The 21,559-nt window shown below is 69.4% G+C and carries 12 protein-coding genes and 2 pseudogenes; 6 read left to right on the top strand and 8 right to left on the bottom strand.

What is annotated here, in order from left to right:
• Window positions 1-51: 51 nt before the first annotated feature.
• From ACIBK9_RS51535 to ACIBK9_RS51525, 3 genes are read right to left on the bottom strand one after another with little or no spacing between them, the layout of a single operon-like run.
• Window positions 52-1,251, bottom strand: coding sequence for a cytochrome P450 (locus ACIBK9_RS51535; RefSeq protein WP_397166748.1), 1,200 nt, complete (start codon window positions 1,249-1,251; stop codon window positions 52-54).
• A gap of 9 nt (window positions 1,252-1,260) precedes the next feature.
• A complete protein-coding gene (locus ACIBK9_RS51530; protein WP_397166747.1) occupies window positions 1,261-2,022 on the bottom strand; it encodes an ABC transporter permease in 762 nt (253 codons plus the stop codon).
• Window positions 2,019-2,897 carry an ABC transporter ATP-binding protein gene (locus tag ACIBK9_RS51525; RefSeq protein WP_397166745.1) on the bottom strand — a complete coding sequence of 293 codons (879 nt, stop codon included), beginning with the start codon at window positions 2,895-2,897 and terminating at the stop codon, window positions 2,019-2,021. The genes ACIBK9_RS51530 and ACIBK9_RS51525 overlap by 4 nt, the downstream gene beginning before the upstream one ends.
• Before the next feature lie 78 nt (window positions 2,898-2,975).
• Here ACIBK9_RS51525 and ACIBK9_RS51520 point away from each other — a divergent pair, with 78 nt between their 5' ends.
• Genes ACIBK9_RS51520 through ACIBK9_RS51510 form a run of 3 tightly spaced genes read left to right on the top strand, consistent with a single transcriptional unit; the run spans window position 2,976 to window position 4,197 of the window.
• On the top strand, window positions 2,976-3,521 hold the full coding sequence (locus ACIBK9_RS51520) for a TetR/AcrR family transcriptional regulator (RefSeq protein WP_397166743.1): 546 nt from the start codon (window positions 2,976-2,978) through the stop codon (window positions 3,519-3,521).
• Complete coding sequence (locus tag ACIBK9_RS51515; protein WP_397166741.1) at window positions 3,518-3,877, top strand: DMT family transporter; 360 nt, start codon at window positions 3,518-3,520, stop codon at window positions 3,875-3,877. Before ACIBK9_RS51520 ends, ACIBK9_RS51515 begins: the two co-directional genes overlap by 4 nt.
• Entirely contained in the window at window positions 3,874-4,197 is a 324-nt protein-coding gene (locus tag ACIBK9_RS51510; RefSeq protein WP_397166740.1) for a DMT family transporter, read from the top strand. Before ACIBK9_RS51515 ends, ACIBK9_RS51510 begins: the two co-directional genes overlap by 4 nt.
• 124 nt (window positions 4,198-4,321) lie before the next feature.
• Here ACIBK9_RS51510 and ACIBK9_RS51505 read toward each other — a convergent pair whose 3' ends face one another.
• Window positions 4,322-7,366, bottom strand: coding sequence for a Tn3 family transposase (locus ACIBK9_RS51505; protein WP_397166739.1), 3,045 nt, complete (start codon window positions 7,364-7,366; stop codon window positions 4,322-4,324).
• A 138-nt stretch (window positions 7,367-7,504) separates the two neighbouring features.
• On the opposite strand from ACIBK9_RS51505, the gene ACIBK9_RS51500 reads away from it, so the two are divergent.
• On the top strand, window positions 7,505-8,167 hold the full coding sequence (locus ACIBK9_RS51500) for a DUF6531 domain-containing protein (RefSeq protein WP_397166776.1): 663 nt from the start codon (window positions 7,505-7,507) through the stop codon (window positions 8,165-8,167).
• Here ACIBK9_RS51500 and ACIBK9_RS51495 read toward each other — a convergent pair.
• The 4 genes and pseudogenes from ACIBK9_RS51495 to glyA form a co-directional block, all read right to left on the bottom strand.
• Window positions 8,070-8,990: pseudogene (locus tag ACIBK9_RS51495) on the bottom strand (IS4 family transposase); the annotation flags it as partial. The gene ACIBK9_RS51500 and the pseudogene ACIBK9_RS51495 sit on opposite strands and share 98 nt — an antisense overlap.
• 201 nt (window positions 8,991-9,191) lie before the next feature.
• A pseudogene (locus tag ACIBK9_RS51490) lies at window positions 9,192-9,428 on the bottom strand (transposase); the annotation flags it as partial.
• 435 nt (window positions 9,429-9,863) lie between these two features.
• A complete protein-coding gene (locus tag ACIBK9_RS51485) occupies window positions 9,864-11,324 on the bottom strand; it encodes a methyltransferase domain-containing protein (RefSeq protein WP_397166737.1) in 1,461 nt (486 codons plus the stop codon).
• A 1-nt stretch (window position 11,325) separates the two neighbouring features.
• A complete protein-coding gene (gene glyA, locus ACIBK9_RS51480; RefSeq protein WP_397166735.1) occupies window positions 11,326-12,684 on the bottom strand; it encodes a serine hydroxymethyltransferase in 1,359 nt (452 codons plus the stop codon).
• 301 nt (window positions 12,685-12,985) lie between these two features.
• Between glyA and ACIBK9_RS51475 the strand changes: the two genes are divergently transcribed.
• Window positions 12,986-13,123 carry an ALQxL family class IV lanthipeptide gene (locus ACIBK9_RS51475; RefSeq protein ID WP_397166734.1) on the top strand — a complete coding sequence of 46 codons (138 nt, stop codon included), beginning with the start codon at window positions 12,986-12,988 and terminating at the stop codon, window positions 13,121-13,123.
• A gap of 177 nt (window positions 13,124-13,300) precedes the next feature.
• On the top strand, window positions 13,301-21,559 hold an 8,259-nt coding region (locus ACIBK9_RS51470), incomplete at its 3' end, for a calcium-binding protein (protein ID WP_397166733.1).

The following is a 21,559-nucleotide window of genomic DNA, read 5'->3' as shown; positions in this document are numbered from 1 at the left end:
GGAGAGCCTACGCTCCGGGGCGCGGGGATCGCCGGATGGACATCCTGGAAATCAGGCGTCCCAGGTGACGGGAAGGCTCTTGACGCCGTAGATGTCTGCCGTCTCTGGGCGCAGCGCAACTTCTTCGGCTGGTACGGCGAGCCGGAGTGTGGGGAAGCGGTTGACCAGGGCGGAGAAGACAACGCGCATCTCGATGCGGGCCAGTTGCTGGCCCAGGCATTGGTGGATGCCGTGACTGAAGGCCACGTGCCCGCCTTGCTGACGGCGCAGGTTGAGCGTGTGTGGATCGGTGAAGCGCTCCGGGTCGCGGTTGGCGGTGGCGAGGGCCAAGATGAGCATCTCCCCGGCCGAGATGGTGCGGCCGCCCAGCTCGATGTCTTCCAGCGCCACCCTGACGGAATGCTGGGCGACGCTCAGATAGCGCAGCAGTTCCTCCACGGCGTTCTCCACGAGGGCGGGGTCGGCGCGCAGCGCGGCCAGCTGCGCGGGGTTCTGCAGCAGCGCGAAGGTGCCCAATGCCAGCATGTTGGCGGTGGTGTCGAGCCCGGCCGCCAGCAGGATCAGGGCGACACCCTTCAGTTCCTCGTCGGTGAGGTCGGTGTCGGTCAAGTCGCTGAGTACGTCGTCGGTGGGGTGGGCGCGTTTGGCGGCCACCAGCTCGGCGAGGTAGGTCTGGACCGCGGCGTAGGCGGCGATCAGGTCCTCGTCGCTGGTCTCCCCGCTCATGAACTTGCCGACGTTCCCCTGGAAGAGGTCACGGTCGCCGTACGGCACGCCGAGCAGTTCACAGATCATGACAGCCGGGATGGGCTTGGCCAGCGCGGTCACCAGGTCGGCCGGCGGACCGGCGTTGGCCATGGCGTCCAGATGCTCGGCGGTGACCTGCTCCACGCGCTCGGTGAGCAACCGCATCCGGCGCACGGTGAACTTGCCCACCAGCGGTTTGCGGTAGCGGCTGTGCTGTGGGTCGTCCATGAGCAGGAACTCACCCGGCGGCGCCGGAGGGACCTCGATGTCGCCGAAGTCGATCAGCGGGTGGTGACGCAGCAGCTCCTTGCGCGAGCTGAGCCGGCGGTCGGCCAGCGCAGCCCTGACCAGGTCATACCCAGTGATCAGCCAGCCCTGGTGGCCGTCGGCGAAGGTGAGGCGGCTGATCGGGCTCTGGTCTCGGGCCTCGATCAGCTCCTTGGGCGGGTCGAAGGGGCAGCCGGGCCGGCGCTCGGTCGGAAGCCTCTTGACGGCGTGTTCCATGATCACTCCCTAGGAGATCTTGCGGCGGTAGACGCGCATGGCGCAGCCGTAGGTGACGACGAGGACGGCGAAGCACCAGGCCAGGGCGATCCAGATGTCGGTGCCGACCGGCTGCTGGGTGAGCAGGTCGCGTACGGCGTTGACGATGAAGGTCACCGGCTGGTGCTCGGCGAAGGCCCGCACCGGACCCGGCATGGTGTCGGTGGGCACGAACGCCGAGCTGATCACCGGCAGGAAGATGAGCGGGTAGGAGAACGCGCTGGCGCCGTCGGCAGACGTGGCGGTGAGGCCGGGGATGACGGCCAGCCAGGTCAACGCCAGGGTGAACAGCAGCAGGATGCCCGCGACCGCGAGCCAGGCCGGCAGGCCCGCGCTGGAGCGGAAGCCCATGAGCAGGGCGACCAGTACCACGACCACCAGCGAGATCAGGTTGGCGACCAGCGAGGTCAGCACGTGTGCCCACAGCACCGATGAGCGGGCGATCGGCATGGACTGGAAACGTTCGAAGATGCCGCTTTTCATGTCCATGAAGAGCCGGAAGGCGGTGTAGGCGATGCCGGAGGCGATCGTGATGAGCAGGATGCCGGGCAACAGGTAGGTGACATAGGAGTCCGTGCCGGTCCTGATCGCGCCCCCGAGGACGTAGACGAACAGCAGCATCATGGCGATCGGGGTGATCGCGGTCGTGATGATGGTGTCCATGCTGCGGGAGATGTGGCGCAGTGACCGGCCCGTCAGGACCGCGGTGTCCCCGAGGAAGTGCTTGGTCATCGAGGGTCCTTACTGACCAGAGTGAGGAAGACGTCTTCGAGGGTCGGCTGCTTTTCGACGTATTCGACCTTGGCGGGCGGGAGTAACCGCTTGAGCTCCTGCAGGGTGCCGTCGACGATGATGCGGCCCTCGTGGAGGATCGCGATCCGGTCAGCGAGTTGTTCGGCCTCATCCAGGTATTGCGTGGTGAGCAACACGGTCGTGCCGTTGTCCGCGAGGTCCTTGACCGCCTGCCACACCTCGATACGTGCCTGTGGGTCGAGCCCGGTCGTCGGCTCGTCCAGAAAGATGATCGGCGGGTTGCCGATGAGGCTCATCGCGATGTCGAGGCGGCGCCGCATGCCGCCGGAGTAGGTCGACACCTTCCGGCCGCCGGCGTCGGTCAGTGAGAAGCGCGTGAGCAGGTCGTCGGCGACCTGGCCCGGGTTCTTGAGGTGGCGCAGCCTGGCGACCAGGACGAGGTTCTCCCGTCCGGTGAGGATCTCGTCGACGGCGGCGAACTGCCCGGTGAGGCTGATGGACTCGCGCACGTCACCGGCCTGGGTGGCGACGTCGAATCCGTTGACGGTGGCGGTGCCCGCGTCGGCCTTGAGCAGGGTCGAAAGGATCTTCACGGCGGTGGTCTTGCCGGCGCCGTTGGAGCCGAGCAGGGCGAAGATGTTGCCGCGTGCCACGTCGAAGTCCACGCCGCGCAGGACGTGGAGCTCTTTGTATGACTTCTGCAGGTTTCGCACCCGTATCGGTGGTGCTTGCTGTGTCGTCATCAGGTTGTCCTGTCTTATACGTCGGCACTCTTCGCCGACCCGGTTGTCGCTCGTATCGCCGGATGCCTGGTCGGCCCTGTCGCCGTACGCCGCCGGTACCGCGACCGGCATCTGCGAGGGGCTTCTTCGGGGGCGGTGCGAGCCCTGACAGCGCTTTAACTTTACCTTCCGGAAGGTATAGTAGGACGTATGACAAACGCAAGGTGCCGGATTCTGGATGGGGCGCTGGAGCTGCTCCGCGCCGAAGGGGGCGGGTCGATCACCCTGGACGCCACGGCCAAGCAGGTCGGGCTGACCAAACCGGGGCTGATGTACCACTTTCCGACCAAGGAGGCCCTGATGCTGGGCGTGGTCGACCATGTCGCCGAGCGCTGGGAGGCCCTGCTTCAGGAGCATCTGGGGCAGCCGTTCGAGACGGCCTCGCCGTACCAGCGCATCCGCGCCTACGTCGAGGTCGCGCTGACGGAGCGGTTCGACCGCGCGGATTTTTCGATCTTCTCCGACGCGCTGTACCGCGGCGCGCTCACCGATACCTGGACGCGGCGCCTGGGCCCCTGGCTGGCCTTGCCCGACGATCTGCCGGCGGCTGACCGTGGCCGGCTGACGGCCGCACGGCTGCTGGCCGACGGCTACTGGACGGTCGCCACCACGGGCGTCTTCCCCGTCGAGGAGCGCGACCGCGCGGAACTGATGGCGGTGGCCGACGAACTGCTCAAAGAGGGGATCACGCCATGAAGAAGTGGTTACTGCTCATCGCGGCGATCCTGCTGGAGGTCACCGCCACGCTCTCGTTGCGCGGGGCTTTGGACCATGCGGCGCTGTACGCGGTTGTCGCTATCGGCTATGTCGGCGCGTTCGCCGTTCTGGCCCTGGTGCTGCGCGCCGGTATGGGCCTCGGCGTCGCCTACGGCATCTGGGGAGCGGCCGGTGTCACCTTGACCGCCGTCCTGGCCACGGTCATCTTCGGCGACCCGCTGACCGCCCTGATGGGCATCGGCATCGCCCTGGTGATCGCGGGTGTCCTGTGCGTGGAGATCGGCGCGCAGGCTGCCCACGCCCGCAGGATCCACAAGGAAGGAGCGAGCGCGTGACCTGGATCTTTCTGATCGGCGCCATCCTCTCCGAGACCGGAGGCACCCTGTCGCTACGGATGGCTTCCACAGGCGGCAACAAGGCGTGGTTGCTCGCGGTAGCCGCGGGTTTCGTGGCCGCCTTCGCCTTCCTCACCCTCGCCTTGGACGGGGGCATGGCTCTGGGCGTGGCCTACGGCATATGGGCCGCGGCCGGCGTGGCCCTGACCGCGATCACCTCCCGCCTCCTGTTTCGCGAGCCGCTCACCAAGGTCATGGCCTTGGGGATCGGCCTGATCATCGTCGGCGTCCTGTTCATCGAACTGGGCGCTGCCCACTGACTGGGCCCCGGCAGCAAGGAAGAAACTCCAACCCCTAGACAAGATCGACACCATCAAGGTGCCAAGACCCTGCCACGGCCCGCCCGGCCTCAGGGGTCGGGCAGGCCGGTCACGGGCAGGACGCTCACAGCCCGGCAGACAACGCGCCGATGCTCAGGCGCGCGTTCAGGTTCAGCCGGACCTCGCCGTAGGGGCGCACGTGCTGCCAGAACAGCGGGGTCAGGCCGCGCCGGTCGGCAGGGGTGACCAGGTCCGCCCACTGGGGCTCGGCCAGCACGTCCTGCAGCATGAGGGTGTTGACGTAAACCAGCGCGGCTTGCAGGATGCGCAGGCACAGCGCGGTCATCTCCACCTCCTCGCGCCGGTTGGTGGAGATCTCCCCGCCCCGGCCGTAGCAGATGACGGCGTTGGCGCCGTTCCACGCCTCCACCACGTTCAGGCCCTCCTCGATCTCGCGCTGCAGGTCGCGATCACACAGGTAGCGGGCCACGAAGACGGTGCGCTGGGCGCGGCCGATCTCCAGCATCGCCTGGTAGGCCGGGTGCGAGGCCGAGCGGGTGAACCGCGACAAGATCGCCTCGGCCGACGCGGTGCCGGTCCGGATCGCGGTGGCGTACTTGATCACCTGATCGTAATTCCGGGCGATCAGGTCCCAGCGCACCGGCCGGGTCAGCGCCGGCGCGAGCCGCCCGTAGCGGGCGGCGTCGCCCGGTTCGGCCTGATACAGCCGCACGTGGTTGATCTGCTTGATCCGCGGCAGCAGGTCGACGTTCAGCAGCCGCGTGATGCCGAAGCCGATCTCCGACTGGCCATGGGAGTCGACGTAGTTGCCCTCGACCTTCATCGTGGTGCCGTGCCGGATCGCCCCCTCCACCATCGCCGCCACCTCCGAGGCCGAGGCCTTCAGCGTCTGGGAGTGCACCACCACCGAGCCTCGCTCGACATGCCAGTACACCAGCACGCCGCGGCCACCGTAGCGCGAGTGCCACTCGGTGAACAGGTTCTGATCCCAGGCCCGGAAGTGGGTGGAGTCGGAGGCCACCGCCGTCGACCCGGCGCCCCACAGCCCGGCATCGCGCGCGGCGAAGGTGGCGTTGGCGATCTCGACAGCGCCCATCCGCGCCACCTCGGCGCTCAGATAGCGGCGCCGCACGTACCGCAGCTCTTCTTCGTTGTGCGGGTGCGCGCCGGAGGTGACCGAACGGATCCCGCAGTTGGTGCCGTAGGCGTAGATGAGTAGCATCAGCCGCTCGGCCAGCACCTGCCCGTCCAGATGGCCGCCACCGGTCAGCGCGGCCACCTTCTCCAGGCAGCCGGTTCGCAAGATCGCCTCCTTCAGCACGTCGATCAGCGGGACGGCGCTCCACCGGCGGGCGACCTCGTTCTTGATCCGGCGCAGGTTGCGCGGCTCGGGCGCGGCCTCGATCGGGGACAGCTTGATCGCGCCGGACTTGCGTTCGGCGATCTGCAGCCACGCCAGGCCGGGCAGGCGCGCATCGAGCTCGGCCAGCGCATCGCGCACCTCCTGGCGCAGCGCGTCGCAGAACGCCTGCGGGTCGCGCGGCTTGCGCAGCTCGGCGTAGTGCTCGGCACGGCGGGCCTCGAAGTCGGCCGGCAGATCCTCATCTGGGTTGCGCCAACGGCCCGCCCCGGCCACCCAGATCTCCTTGCACCGCAGCTGATCGCGCAGCGCCTGGAAGGTGGCCACCTCGTACACCATCCGCGCCACCCGGCTCCGGCCGCGCGTGTCCTGGCGATAGATCAGATCCGACCAGTCGCCCTGGGTGCCGCGATACGCAGGCGGGGCCTCGCCGGCCGGGTAGTAGGTGATGTTGCCCGCCTTGGCGTAGCGCCGCACCAGCTGCAGCGCTTCGATCACCGGCCGGTGCACGCGGTTGGTCGAGGCGAACTCCAGCACCTCGATCAGCTCGATCAGGCCGCGCCGGTAGTGGCCGGTGTAGGAGGCCTTGAGCGTGGTCTGCATCGTGCGCCGGTAGATCGGCCCCTTGGTCTTGAACTCCTTGACCAGCTCGCGCAGCGTCTCCTCGCCGCCGCGCACCGCCGGGAAGACCACCTGCCGCACCGTGCCGTCCGGCTCCGCCAGCGCCGCGTCAGCGATCGTGAACAGCAGGTTCTCCTTGCCCGAGACCCGCTTGAAGGCGTTGACGAGCTCCTCGGTCACCTTGCGCTCGGCCCGCGCCCCGATCCGGTGCACGGTGGCGATCAGCAGGTCGACCAGGTTGTCGGTCACCTCCCGCTCCCGCTCGGCCACCAGTGCTGCCAGCAGCGTCACCGCGCCCGCCGGCGAGCTGGCCGCCCGACGGCGCAGATGCGAGGGCGACTCCACCATCGCCCGCGCCTTCCAGCCCGCCAGCACCTTCGGCGCCACGTCGGAGAACAGCCCGCGCGGCAGACCGATCGCCCGGATGGCCTTCAGCTTGCCGATCTCGGTCAGCATCGACTCCAGGCTGATATTGCCCGGCATCGCCTTGATCAACGCCAGCACCGAATCGGCATCCTCATCGTCGAGGCCTGGCCCGTCGACGGCTTCCGCCTGATTCCCGGCTCCGAGCTCGTGCTTGGCGCCGCCCGGCTGCGCGGCATCGCCGGTGGCCGCTGCGACCATGGCCAGTAGGCGGGCACGAGCGGCCGCGTCGATGCGCGCTGCGATCCGGGCGAACCAGGTGGCCTCCGCCGTGTGCAGCGCCGAACGCACGATCCGCGCCACCCGGGCCGGAGTGGGCGGCTCGATCCGTTCGCGGCGGCACTGCCCGAGCAGCTCATCCCGGACGCGGTCGGGGTTGCGCTCGGCGTGCGCGACGGCGGCCGCGAGCCAGTCGGTCAGCTTGTCGGCGTCGGCGACGCTGCACATCCGGTAGCCCAGGTGGGCGCGGATCTGCGTGCGGTGGTATTCGATGGTGCTGCCGTTCCACTCGTACAAGCCGAGGTCGGCGGCGGGAACTTTCATCTGGCGGGCGACATGCTCGACGACCTCGGCCGGCAACTCGGCCCGGCCTCGGGGGAAACGGCCGTGCTGGGTGTAGAACTTCAACAAGAGCGCGAACCCCAGCCGGGTCGCACCGCGTTTGCCGGAGATGAGGACCATCTCGTCCTCAAGGACCGTCCAGTGCTCGACCAGGTCGTCAATGCCTAACGCCGCGCGCTCCATGCCAGAAGATCCGTCGGGGCTGGGCGGGCATTACAGCTTCCTCACCGGTCATGATCATCCGCGTTTGGGGCTGGTGACACGTCCGTTAACGGCACCCCTTGCTTCCGTCAGAACGATGACGGATCCTGGAATTTGCCTGTGCTATCAGGGACGCTCCCGTCAGGCGTGAACCGATGGACAGTCCCCACGGATGCTCTCAAGTGGGGCACCACCTATGCCTGGAGGGTGGACGTCACCGACGCGTGGAGCGGCACGGCGTCTTCGGCGTACCGGACGTTCGTCACTGGGGTCCGCCAGCCGACGATCGGCTCACAGCTGGCCAACCGCGACATCGGTGGTCAGGAGTACCAGGCCGTTACGGGAAATTACACCACCACAGTGGTGGACGCCTCCGTGGCGACCGTAGGACCGGCCTTGACGGTTGCGCGCACCTACAACAGCCTGGACGCCCGGCGTGATGGCCTGTTCGGCGCCGGCTGGTCCACCCGGTACGACATGCGCATCCAAATGGAGCCAAGCACGTCCTTGCTGGTGACCTACCCCGATGGCCGCCGACTGAGGTTCGCACCGAAGGGCGACGGCACCTTCCAGGCGCCGCCCGGGATGTATGCCACGTTGGCCGCGGTGTCCGGCGGGGGGCTGGAAGCTGATGGACAAGTCGTCGACCGTCTACCACTTCAGTGGGCAAGGGGCGTTGGTGATAGAGGAAGGCCAGTTCGCTGGCTGGAGCCAGGGTGGGATCGAGTAATGAGGTGGCCAGTCGGTAGAGTTCCTGCCCTTCTCCGAGGTGGTATTCGATGACGCGGACGGTGACCTGGGCGGGTATGTCGCGGTTGGCTCGTCGGCGTTGCTTGGCTCGGTTCGAGCCGATGCGCACGGTGGCGAGGTAGCTGCCGTCGGGCAGGTCACCGACGCGATGGCGGGCCACCTTGGGCCGGATGCGCCACAGGAGGTGGGCGCCGGTGCTGGTGAAGGCATGCCATAACTCGACACCCAGCATGTTGCGATCGGCTAGCACGAGGGTGTTCGGACCGGTGGCTGGCACGAGTTGGCTGGCGAGGGTTATCTCGTTGTCGTCACGTTCGCCGACCGCTGCAGCGATGATCGAGTGTGTCCCGATCTCGAATAAGACACCTAGCTCTACCTGCGGATATCCGTACTTCTCCAGGATGTTAGCGCCTTTGCGCAGGAAGGCTGCGGCGTTGGCTGGGGTGTCGGCAACGGCAAGCGCGGTGCCGTCGAATGCAGTGAGTCGAAGTCCTCGCCAGAATGCTGATGGGCATGTATCAAGGCTGGCCATCGGGCCGGTGACCTGGTCAAAGACTTCCTGCAGCACGGCTGGCCCCACGCGTCGCCGGGCACGACACAGCGAGGACTTGTTGGGGACGTGCCAAAGGCCGGTGTCTTCGGCGTCGGCGGGTACCAGCTCGCGCAGTACGTGCTCGTAGCCCAGATGCGGAAACAGGCAGCGTGCCATTTCGAAGTAGACCATCGTCCGGGTCGAGAGCAGGCGACGTCTCTGCTCATACCGCCCGCACTTGGCGATGGCCGCATCTATCAGCTCCGGCGGGCACCATCGCGTGAGAACGCTCAATCCCACCTCTGGACAGCCTTCTTCACCCATAGTGATGGAGCTACTCCATTATGCATGCAAACGCAACGGCATTGCCCCGTCGAGGACAGACGCCATCGGCACTGCCCGCGCAGACTCAAACGCGTCAGCGCCCGCTTCGCCCGCCTCAGACCCGGCTCACGCTCTTCCTCGCCATCGACTCTACTACCGACCGTCACTCTCGCTGGCAAACCGCCATAAGGCAACGGCATTGACGCGCCGGGTCGAGACGCCGAGCAGGTAGCTGGTGGCGACCACGCTGATCAGCGCCTGCTCGGCTCGACGCTCGTTGCTGCGCTCGCCATAACCGGCCCCGCACATGCTGTCGGCCTCGGCTGACATCAACGTCTCGGCCACGGTCTTCACCATGGATCGCAACAAGTCGGGGTCGCCGGTGTCGATCTGCTGCGCCAGCCACTGCCCGGGCGTCACACTGTTGTCCGCGGCCATCACGTGTTCTCCTTCGATCTTGGTTTGCGCCTTCGAAAGATCACGCGATGGCCGTCACCATTTCACGACGACACACCTGTTGACCAGGTCAAACTCGTACACCACTCCCGTGGACGCAACCTCCGTCGCATCTGTGACTCCCAGCAAAGACGCGGAGGCTGCCAGCCTCCGCGGCGTTCCCGATGGACGAGTCTGCAGCGCCTCCTCGTCCGCGCCGTCGTCCGCCGACCCGCGTTCAGGTGGCGGCGCGGCAAGGGACGGGCTCGGCGCGTCGCCATGCTCCACGCAAGCTCCGCGAGTCCCGGCTTGACGATTTCGAGCACATCGTCCGCCTCTACCGGCAACTGCAGCCGGATGACCTGGACGGGCATGGGACGCGGGCTGCTCCAAGGCGATGCTGATGACCGGCTCCCGCAGACCCGCGACCCACGCCTTCTATCGCGCCTGCGGATTCTCCGGCGACGCCATTTCGGTTCGAAGCCGATAGATCTGGGTCTCGACATTCAGGCTGATCTGGCACTGCGTGGCGAAATAGTGTTTCTGCGCCTCGTCGAAGACCTCCTCGCAGCCGGTCTGTGTGCGCACGAACGAGAGCAGGCTCCAGGCGTCCTGTCTCCCGAGCCGGATCTCGTCCTTGCCGAAAACCGGTCGGGCGCCGCCGCCGTCGCGAAGCGTCGTCGAGAAATGCCGGACGAGCTCGAAGCCGAACTCCTGGGCACGCCTCGGCAGGTCGTTCAGGAGCAGCCGGTCGCCGGCATATGTTCGGTTGTAGGTCTGCATCATCCGCCGGACGATCTCCGGACCGGCGAGGGTGGCGTCGTTGACGTCGACGACGTACAGCAGGCCGCCGGGCCGGAGAATCCGTCGTATTTCCAGAAGCGCGAGGTCCGGGCTGCGGAGATGGACGAACACGAAGGTCGCGGTGACCACGTCCTGTGACGAGTCCCGCTCGCCCACGGCGTACGCGCTGCCTTCGCGGAAGTCGAGCTCCGGATATGCCGACCGGGCTCTCGTGAGCAGTTCGGGGGCGGGTTCGATGCCGCGCACCTGATAGCCGGCGAAGGGGGCCTGCTTGGCGATGGCGGCCAGATAGTCTCCCGGCCCGCTCCCGAGGTCCACGAGCGACGCGGGCGCGGACGGGAAGGGCGTCCTGGCCAGGCGCTGTCGTTGCTCGGCGAGCATCACCTGCCCCTGGGAGGCGAGGCGGGGCGTCTCCGTCCTGAGGCGTAGCTGTCTCAGGTAATGGTTCTCCGAGTTCAGGGCGGTCACCGCGAAGAGGTCTTCCCACTTGTTCTCGGCGAGGAAGTGGACCAGCGAGGGCACGGGAATGCCGCCATCGGCCGAGTATTTCCTCGTGAGCTCTCGGTGTTGCAAATAGAATCTTTCGAGTTCTTCCTCGCCCTCCACCTTCATCACCACCACGGTGTCCTCGCCGGAGCCGGCCTGGGCGTGATAGGTGAAATTCCTTCTCGCGTACCGGTCGACGAGGTGCAGGAGCGTGTCGGCGTGGACGTAGACGAAGAATTGGGACGGCGACAGCGATTCGCAGATCTGCCGCACCATGGAGGTTCCGAGCTCCGCGGTGACCAGCCGGCCCCGGTATTCCGGGAGTTCCACCCGCATGCCTATTCCGACCGTCGGCCCGTCCGTGGTGGACAGTTTCAAGGCGGCCAGTTCAGGGGCTCCCGGCTCGTAGACGTACGCGGAAATGGCGGCGACGATCTCCCCGTCGGAAAGGGCGCAGAGGTGCAGGCCGTCCGGATCCCGGTCGCGATGTATTCTCTTCTCCGGCCAGTTCATCTCGTCCATGAACACGCGTCTGCGCAGGTCAAGCATCGCTTCCCCGGCTTCGTCCCAGGTCAGCCACCGTGCTTCCAACTTCCTGCCATCATCCATTTCAGTGGACCTCCTGGTTCGGGCGAACGAATGCGTAGGGGAGCGGAAAGGCGCGGCACAGGTCTCGTACGGAGGCGGTCACCCGCTCGCGCACCGGGTCCGGCAGGGTGAGGCCGCCGTCAGGGGAGAGGGCGACATGGGTGAGCACCGTGTCGATCAGTTCGGCGCAGCGCTCCATCTCCGACGGGCCCATCCCGCGGAGCGAAACGCTGTTGCTGCCCAGACGGACCCCGCTCGTCGTCGTGGCCCCGCGGGTGTCGCCCGGGATCTTGTTCTTGTTGACCAGAACGTCGCAGAACTCCAGGGCCCGCTCGGCGGCGGCGCCGGTGAGGCCGTCCGGGACGCGGAACAGCACGATGTGGTTGTCGGTCCCGCCGCCCACCACCTCGTAACCGCGTCCGGCCAGCGCCCGGGCGAGCGCGTCGGCGTTGGCGCGGATCCGCAGGGCCAGTTCGCGGAACGCCGGGTCCAGCAGCCGACCGAGCGCACGGGCCTTCGCGGCGATGGTGTGCACCTCGGGAGAGCCCTGCATCAGCGGGAACACCGCGCTCTGGACGCGCCGGGACAGGGTCTGCACGCCGTCGTCGCTGAGCACGTCCGCGTCGCGGCCCATCATGATCAGCCCGCCTCGCGGACCGTACAACTGTTTGAACGTGCACGTCGTCGTGAAGTGCGCGGCGTCGATGGGGGTCGGGTGCAGGCCGGCGGCCACCAGTCCGGCGATGTGGGTGACGTCGGCCAGCACGTAGGCGCCCACGTCATCAGCGATGGCGCGGATGCGGTCGAAGTCGATCAAACGGGTGTAGGAGGTGGTGCCGCAGACGATCAGCCGGGGCCGGTGCGCGCGGGCGAGCTCGCCGAGCTGCCGGTAGTCGATCACGCCCTTGTCGTCGACCCCGTACGTGTGCGCCTTGAAGAGTTTGCCGCTCAGGTTGACCGCCGCCCCGTGGGTGAGGTGGCCGCCCTGGTCCAGGGACATGCCGAGGATGGTCTCGCCCGGCTGGAGCAGCGACTGCATCACGCTGTGGTTGGCGAAGCTGGCGCAATGAGGCTGGACGTTGACGTACCGAGCACCGAAGACCTGTTTGGCCCGCTCGATCGCCAGCTCCTCGACCTGGTCGACGTGACGACACCCCGCGTGGTAGCGCTTGCCCGGGTATCCCTCGGCGGTGACGTTCACGATGCTGGACCCCGTCACGGCCAGCACGCTGGCGTCGGTGCCCCCGCTGGACGCGACCAGGGACAGCGACTGCGATTGGCGGCGATGCTCGCCTTCGAGCAGGTCGAACAGCACGGGATCGTCACGGCGTAACGTGTCGACGCCCTCGCTCAGACAGCGGCCGAGTGCGCTCTCCTTCATTACGTGCCTCCCTGTGCTTCTGGTCACCAGGTGCGGTCGATCTCGGGCATGGCGATGTGGAAGCCCGGTGGCGACGCGGCGCACCTGCTGTCGGCGGTGGAGGGTCGCTGCCGCGCCGCCCCGGACCGCCAGGGGCGAAGGTAGCGGGGGCGACTTGTGGCCGGCTTGTGATCGGGGACCCATCGGCGTCCACGAAGCCGCGCACTCACCAGCGGGCCGTCGCCGACCTTTAGGTCCTCATCGTCGAGGGGCGTCCGTGACCACATGTGAGCCACAAGGTCGGTGCTGAACAGTCGTCCGCATGGAACTCGACATCTCCGCCTTGGACATGCTTCCCGCCCAGGAGGAAGCCCAGCTCTCCGGTTGCATGATGAGCTGTGGATTCACCGGCTGCGGAAGGACCGTAGTGGAAGCACTGATGGTGTTCGACGTGCTCTGACGGCCGCGGCGTCCGTTCACCCGCCCGCGCGTCGACGTCGGCGCGCGGGCCTGACCCGATTCCCGGTTCTACGCGGCGCGCGATGCCCTTGCGGGCACGGCGTCCGGGCTTCCAACGGTTCACAAGTCCGATCACTACAAAGATTCCCGACGTGTCGCCTCGTGTGCCGGGGGTCTGATGGTGAAGCAGCGATTCCTCAATGTCCTGTGCGCGCTGGGGGTGCTGTCGGGATCGATCTCGGCCATGCCGCCTCCTGCCGCCGCGGCCGTGCAGTCGGATGCGGAGACCGCTGCGCTCCTGTCCGCGGTCGAGCGCGTCGCCGCCGTCGGCGGCGATCTGGCCGCGGTCGGGCCGATGGGCGAGCAACTGCCGCTCGTCGGCCTGGTGCCCGGCGGCGAGGACGCCCTGGGCCTGGGCGACCTGTTCCAGGTGGCCGTCCACGACAAGCTCAAGGACCTGACGGCCCTGGACGACCTCCAGGACGAGTACGAGCTGTCCGGCCCCCGCGCCGGCAAGTTGCTGGCCAAGGCGAGCACCCAGGGCGGGATCAGGCGGCTCGACCTGACCCTCGACGTCGCCAGGACGGTCGCCGGCCGCCCGATCTCCATCGCCAGCGCCCAGCCGAAGGTCTCGCTGACCACCTCGGGCGGCGTGGACGTCACGCTGAAGCTCACCGCGAAGCTGCCCTTCGCCTACGACCCCGCCACGAAGTCCGCCTGGCTGGGCAAGGACGCCACGGTCACCGTGCGGGCCGACGGCAAGCTCGCCGCCGGGGCCAGGCCGACCGCCGCCTTCGGCATCCTCGGCGTCGACCTGTCGGCGGCCTCGGCGCTCTCCTTCACCACCGAGTTCACCGCCACCGCCGCCGACCCGGACGGCGACGGCAGGCTGGACCTACGGGAGCTGGGCTCGGAAGGAGCCGCGGCGGGGCTGTTCACCTTCTCCAGGAAGGGGTCGGCGACGGCCACGCTGGGGATCACCGCGCAGCCGTTCGCGGGCGCGCAGGTGGCGGGCGCCACCGCCACCGTCGGCGTGAGCTGGCCGGACCTCGCGGCCGGCGGCCCGGCCGTGAGCGTGACCCAGGCGGACCTGGACCGGCTCGGCCGGTTCCAGACGCTCACCCCGAAGGACCTGCTCGACGGGCTGACCCACCTGGCCAACGCGATCACCGCCGTCCAGCGGGCCCGCTGGGGTGATCAGGGCGACGTGGACCTGCCGTTCATGCGCGGCTCCCTGGCCGACGCCGTACGGATCTCCGAGGCCATCGACAAGTTCGCCGCCGACAGCCTCGACGGCAACACCGGACAGCCGACCTTCACCTCGATCCAGGACCTGTTCGCCGCGCTGGGCAAGGCCCGCGGTCTGCCCGGAGGCGCGATCATCAAGGTCGCCGACGCCGGCTACGACGACGCCGCCAAGAAGATCGCCTTCACCCTCGTCATCGACCGCTCGGCCAACCCCGCGCCCGAGCCGCTCAACCCGTCCGGACTGACCGGCGGCGGCTCGGGCACCGGGGTGACCTACACCGCCACCACCCTCCGGCACGCCGGTCAGCGGTGGACGCCCGGCCAGTTCACGGGCCGCCTGATCAGCGCCGGGACGTCCACCGGCATGATCGCGGGCAACACCGCCGACAGCCTCACGCTGGCCGGGGACGGTTGGCGGGGGAGCGTGCCGGCCGCCGGGACCGCGTACCGGATCTCCGGCGCCGATCCCATGATCGGTCAGGTCTCCTTCGGCGACGTGTTCAAGGCCCGCGCCGGGCTGGCCCAGGCCAACGCCACCACTGCGGTGGCCGGGGTGATGCGCGGCTACCACGCCACCGCCACGGTCGTGCTAGACCTCGCCGACCCGGCCACGGGAGAGCAGTGCGCGGCCAGGCCGGACGGCCAGGGCAAGGCGTGCCCGTACAGGCACGTCAACCCGGACGGCGGCTCGACCGTGGTGACCGAGCTGCCCAGGCCGGCCGACCGGATCATGCTGCGCACCGGCGGGGAGCTGTTCGACGCGCAGGTGTCGGTCCTCACCGCGGTGAACGTCAACGCCGTCGTCGGCTACCTGGGCCTTCAGGTCACCGGCGACCTGTCCATGTCCGGGCCCACCGGCCGCGCCGGAGTGAAGATCACGCTCAAGGACGTCGGGGACGTGCCGCTGACCCGGCTGTTCGAGCGGCTGGCGAGCAAGCCGGGCGACGTCCTGACCTCCCAGGTGGACGCGGCGGCCAAGGCGCGGCTCACCCTGGGCGTGCCGGGGATGGCGGACTTCTTCGGCGGCCGGGTGACCGGCGAGGTGGAAATGCCCGACCTCCGCCGGCCCGACACGCTGGTGTTCCGCGGGTTCGACCAGCTCGGCAAGGTCAAGGACTTCGCCTTCGACCCCGACAACCCGCGGGCGCTGTTCGGCACGCTGATCAAGTCGCTGGGCGCGGTGGCCACGTACCTCGACAGCGTCAAGGGCAGCGGCCCGGTCGGCAAGGTCATGACCGCCAAGCTGCCGCTGCTCGGGCGTTCGCTGTCCGACCTGGCCGCGGCCGAGGAGATGGGCTCGGGCCCCGGCGTCGTCTACGGCGACGGCGCCTGCGGCACCGAGAACGCCTACGTCACCGACCCTTCGCGCACGTTCACGCAGGCGCACGTCGGCCGTCGGGTGACGGTCGGCACCCGCGTGCTGACCGTCGCGACCGCGTGCGGCGAGCACACGCTGTCCTTCACTGAGAAGTTCGGCCAGGCCGTTCCCGAGGCGGGCGCCGCCTACGCGCTGCGCTCGCGGTTGAGGGACGCGATCGACCGGCTGACCGCCGCCCCGCCCGACACCGCTCAGGCGCTGGTGGCCGAGCTGAACAGGGCGCTGGGCGGCCCGGTCCGCATCGGTTATGAGGACGGCATGCTGCGGCTGTCGTTCGCGTACGACAAGAAGGCGGCGCTGAAGGAGCCGCTGCGTTTCTCCTTCGGCGAGCGCAGCCTGGTCGCCGCGTCCGGGTCGGGCACCCTGGACGCCGAGATCGGCGGCCAGGTGCGCCTCGGCCTGCGCGTGGCGCTCAGGCGCGACTTCGACCTGGCCCGCGACCTGCTCGTGGAGACCGACTCCGGCCTCGACCTGGACGCCGCGGCGCGGCTCGACGGCACGGTCAAGGCCGCCATCGGGCCGCTGCCGCTGGCCGTCGGCAAGGAAGGCGTGGATCCGCTGCAGGTCAGGCTCGGTTACGGCGTCAGCCTGCGTTACGGCGGCGAGTCGCAGGAGGCGGTCACTCCCGCCGCGTTCTTCTCCGGGCTGGACCTGGCCCTGAACGAGACGAGCGAGCCGGTCGCCTGCGATCGCGACCCGCACCGCGACGACACCGACCTGGCGCTGTGCGCCGTCCTGCCCGCCTACCTCAACGGCGCCCCGCTGACCGCGGACGGCAAGCACGCGCTCGTGCTGCGGCTGCCCAGGTCCGCGCCGCTGGCCGAGATGTTCGACCTGACCAGGAAGCTGCCCGGCGACATCGACCGGCTGGAGCTGCCCTCCTTCGACTTCTCGACCCTGCCTCCCGGCCTGGAGCTGGACTGGACCAACCTGGGCGACGGCATCGACCGTTACCTCACCGCCCTGGAGACCGGCATGCGCATGGCCGCGGACGGCGGCAAGCTGCCGATGGTCGGTGCCGACCTCCAGCAGGGGGCCGACTTCGTCGGCGCCAAGCGCGTGGAGATCAAGGCCGCGATCGACCGGCTCCCGAACGGCGGCCGGGTGCCCACCGGCAAGGACCTGCGCGAGTGGTACAACGCGGAGCTGGCTCCCAAGGTCGGGCCCGGGGTGCAGCCCGTGATCACCTGTGTGGCGGCGCCGGACCCCGCCGATCCCACCGCCTGCGACGCGGCCAAGGCCAACGAGCTGACCGGCATCAGGTTCACGGTCGGCCTCGGCCAGGGCGTCGTGGATCCGCAGAAGGGCTGCGTCGAGGGCTGTGCGGGCCTGGAACGACGGCTGGACCTGGGCATTCCCGGCCTGGCGTTGCGACAGGGGCCGGGCAGGGGCGTACGGGCCGAGATCGGCTGGCACGCGGAGGTGACGGTGGGCCTGGACCGGACCACCGGCTTCTACCTGGACGCCACCGAGGCGAGGCGGCCGCGGGCCACCGTCGGCGTGAACGTCTCGCTGCCCGAGGAGATCAACGCCAAGCTGGCCGTGCTCGACATCTCCGTGAAGAACCGTTCGGCGCAGTCTCCTGACCTGTTCGCGGGCACCTTCACCATCGGGCTCAAGCCCGTCGGCCGGATCGGCCTGGACCAGCTCGCCGACGCCGGCGACCTCGTGGAGACCTCCCTGCACGCCAAGGTCGCGGTGGACTGGCGTTTCAAGGTGACGGCCGGCTCGGCCATGTTCCCCGGCCTGTTCGGCGACTTCGACCTGGACTGGGACCTCACCAAGGGCGGCTCCCCCGACCCGGCCAACCTGAACATCGCCTTCAACAACGTGAACCTGGAGGCCGGCGACTTCTTCCGCAGCGTCCTCGGCCCGGTGGTGACCCAGGTCAAGAAGATCACAGACCCGGTCAGACCGGTGATCGACCAGCTCTACGCCCCCATCCCCGTGCTGTCCGACATGAGCCGGGCGGCGGGCGGCGAGGACGTGAGCCTGATGACGATCGCCAAGGCGTACAACACCATCGGCGGCGACAGCACGACGAAGTTCATCGAGCGGATGATCGGGATACTCAAGGTGGTCTCGGCGCTGCCCGACTGCCAGGGCGAACTGCACATCCCCATCGGCAGCTTCACGGTCGCCGGTGACCGGGCGCTCACCACCGAGAACTCGCCCGACGTGGCGGACGCGCTGATCAAGGGCGTGGACCCGGCGACCGGCGACCTGTTCGCGGCGCTCGACCAGGGCGCCAGAACGTGCGACAAGGGCAAGAAGGGCACGACGTCCGCCAAGGCGGACGAGCAGGGGCCGATGGAGCACAGCGAGGACGCCGGCTTCAGCTTCCCCGTCCTGAAGAACGCCGGACGGTCGATCTTCAGCCTGCTCATGGGCAAGGACGTCGAGCTGGTCGAGTACGACTCCGGGCCGCTGCGCCTCGGCTTCTCCTACAGCCAGTCCTTCGGTCCCGTCTACGCTCCGCCGCCCATCATGGTGGTCATCTCCGGCACCGCCGGGGTCGAGGCGCGGATCAAGGCGGGCTTCGACACGTACGGCATCCGCAAGGCCGTCGAACAGGGCAAGGTCGACCTGCGGATCCTCGACAGCCTGTACCTGAAGACGACCGACGACCAGGGCAGGCCCCTGCCCGTGATCACCCTGTACGGCCGGCTCGAAGCCGGCGCGGCGGTCGACCTGCTGCTGGCCAGGGCCGGGGTGAGCGGAGGGATCTTCCTCACCGTCGCGATGAGCTGGCTCGATCCCACCAACGACGGCAAGTTCAGGTTCTTCGAGTTCGCCAACACCTTGTTGCGCAACCCGGTGTGCCTGTTCGCAGTCGACGGCACGCTCAAGGTCTACCTCAAGGCCTGGGTCGAGCTGGGGCTGTCGGTCTTCAAGAAACGTTTCGACTGGACGATCGTCGAGGCCACCTTGCTCGACTTCTCGATCAGGCCCAGGTGTGAGGAAGATCCACCGAAGCTGGCCACGGTCAGCGGCGACGCGCTGGTGCTGCACGTCGGACCGATGCGCGCGGCCAGGGGCGGCGTCGCGGGCAAGCCGGGCGACGTCGCCGAGCAGTGGACCGTCAGCCAGCTCCCCGGCGACGAGGGTTTCGTGGTCAGCGCGCTGGGCGTGCGCGAGGAGCACCGCGCGTCCGGCCTGACCCGGGTGCTGGCCGACGGCCGCGGCGCGAAGGGCGCGTTGCGGCTGGTCTTCCAGGGGTACGCCGACGCGTCGGACAAACCCCGTCCCTTCGACCGCGGGATCGTGGCGTTCGGCGGTGACGGCGACGACATGATCCTGCTCGGCGCCGGGGCCAACGTGGTGGACGGTGGCCAGGGCGACGATCAGATCACCAGTGGCGACCAGTACGACGGTCCCGCCGCGATCGTGGCCGGCGGCCCCGGCGACGACTACGTCACCATGGGCGGCGCGGGCGGCTGGGTGGCCGGTGACGGCCACCTGACCCCCGCCACCCGCAAGGTCGGTGACGTGCAGGTCGCCGACTGGACCGCCGAGGATCTGCCCGGCACGCCCGCCGACGGCTCGTCCGACGGCGCCGACCGCATCGCGGCCGGGCTCGGCGAGAACCGGCTCTATGGCAACGGCGGGAACGACACCATCGCCGTGGCCTCCGACAGTCCGCTGGCGGCGACGGACGGTTCGCCGCGTTTCCGGGCGCAGCCGAGCCTGTTGGTCGGTGGGCCCGGTGCCGACACGCTGACCGGTGGTTCGGCGGCTGACGAGATCTACACCGGGCCGCGTGAGGAGTTCGGCCGGGACGAGGCGGGACCCGCCGATTCGGGGCCGAACTACGTCGACACCGGCGCGGGTGCGGACAAGGTGTTCGGCGGTCAGGCCGTTGATCTGGTCGCCGGTCATTCCGCTCCGGGTGAGGTCGTGAAGATCATCGGTGGTGGCGGGGACGACGTGCTGGCGGGTGGTCACGGCAAGGACGAGATCTTCGGTGGTCCCGGTGACGACTGGGTGATCGCCGAGCCGTCCGACGTCGGTGAGGCGCAGGGGCGTGACGACTTCGGTCCTGCCCGGCTGGTGCGTCATCTGCCGCTGCCGGCGGGCGTGCAGCCCTCGGCCAAGCGGTTGTCCGGCGGCGACGGGAACGACCACGTCGTCGGCGGCGACGGAGGCGCGACCGTCTTCGGCGACCGCTGGCGGGACGAGCCGTGCGAGGAGCACGACGGCGACGCCGACGGCCGGGACCTCGTCCTCGGCGGCGCGGGCAAGGAGATCGTGTCGGCCGGCGGCGGCGCCGACCGGGTCGAGGCCGGTGGCGGCCAGGACGTGGTCTGCGGCGAACGCGGCGACGACCGGCTGGCCGGCGGCTCGGGCGACGACCGGGTCTCGGGCGGCTCGGGCGACGACACGGCGCTCGGCGACGACGGCGATGACGAGGTGACCGGCGGCTCCGGCGACGACACCCTGTACGGCGGCGCGCACGACGACACCGTGGTGGGCGAGTCCGGGCAGGACCGGCTGTTCGGCGGCGAGGGTGACGACCTGGTCATCGGCGGCACGCGTACGGCGGGCAAGGACGACAAGGGCGACGTCCTGTACGGCGATGCGGGAGCGGACCGGCTGATCGGCGACAACGGCGACGCCGGTGGCCCGTTCGACCTCGACGGCACCCCGGAGGAGGCCGGCGGCCCGGACGTGATCCACGGCGGCGACGGCGCCGACGCGGGTTACGGCGGGATCGGGTCCGACGAGGTGCACGGCGACGCGGGCGACGACCACCTGGAGGGCGGCGTCGGCGGCGACAAGGTGTACGGCGAGGCCGGCGAGGACGAACTCGTGGGCGGCGCTTCGGGCCCGTACCCGGACGGCGGCGACACACTGCTGGGCGGCGACGGCCCGGACGTGATCACCGCCGACAACGCCCTCCTGACCATCTCCCTCCAACCCCCGACCTCGACGCCGACTCCGAGCAGCACCGCAACGCCGTCGGCCACGGCCACACCGTCTGGGACGTCCGCATCCGACATGGACGCGGCTACTTCGGTGGCCGCGCGGCCGGGGCAGGCGGTTACGCACCGGGTGAAGCTGCTCGCGGGTGGCTTCGGCCCCGACGTGGCCGACGGCGGCGCGGGCAACGACGCGATCTTCGGCCAGGGCGGCCCCGACCGGCTGCGCGGCCAGGAAGGCGACGACTACGCCGAGGGCGGCGCGAGCGTGGACTGGGTCGAAGGCGACCAGGGCAACGACGACCTGGTCGGCGGCACCCACACGACAGCCGACACCACAGCGGACGACGTCGCGGACGCCCTGTACGGCGGCCCCGGTGACGACGTCATCGCCGGCGACAACGCCGTGGTGACGCTGACGGGCACCCCGGCCGCCGCCACCGTCCGCCTCGGCTCGTCGGGCACCCCGATGACCCCACGCGCGGTCACCCTCCTGGGCGACGGCTCTGGAGGGGACAGGATTTCGGGGGGTTCTGGGGTGGATGTCCTGTGGGGGCAGAGCGGGGACGATCAGATGTCGGGTGGGGGCCAGGGGGACTACGCCGAGGGTGGTGACGGCGCGGACCAGATCCGTGGTGACCTGCCGTTGTCGGCCGAGTCCACCAGGACCATCAGCCGCCCTCTGCCCGACCCCGGCTGGAAGGGCGACCCCAGCGGCCCCGCCGACCTGGAAGGCGACGACACCCCCGGCCAGGACGACCTGATCGGCGGCTCGGCCCGACAGGCCGCCACCGACCAGGCCGACGCGATCGAGGGCAACGGCGGCGCCGACGTCCTGCTCGGTGACAACGGCTCGCTCGTCCGCACCGTGACGGGCAACGCCGAGAAGGTC

It is taken from the genome of Nonomuraea sp. NPDC050227, from assembly GCF_044459705.1.
Taxonomy (GTDB): domain Bacteria; phylum Actinomycetota; class Actinomycetes; order Streptosporangiales; family Streptosporangiaceae; genus Nonomuraea.
This window is presented reverse-complemented; position numbering and strand designations above follow the sequence as displayed.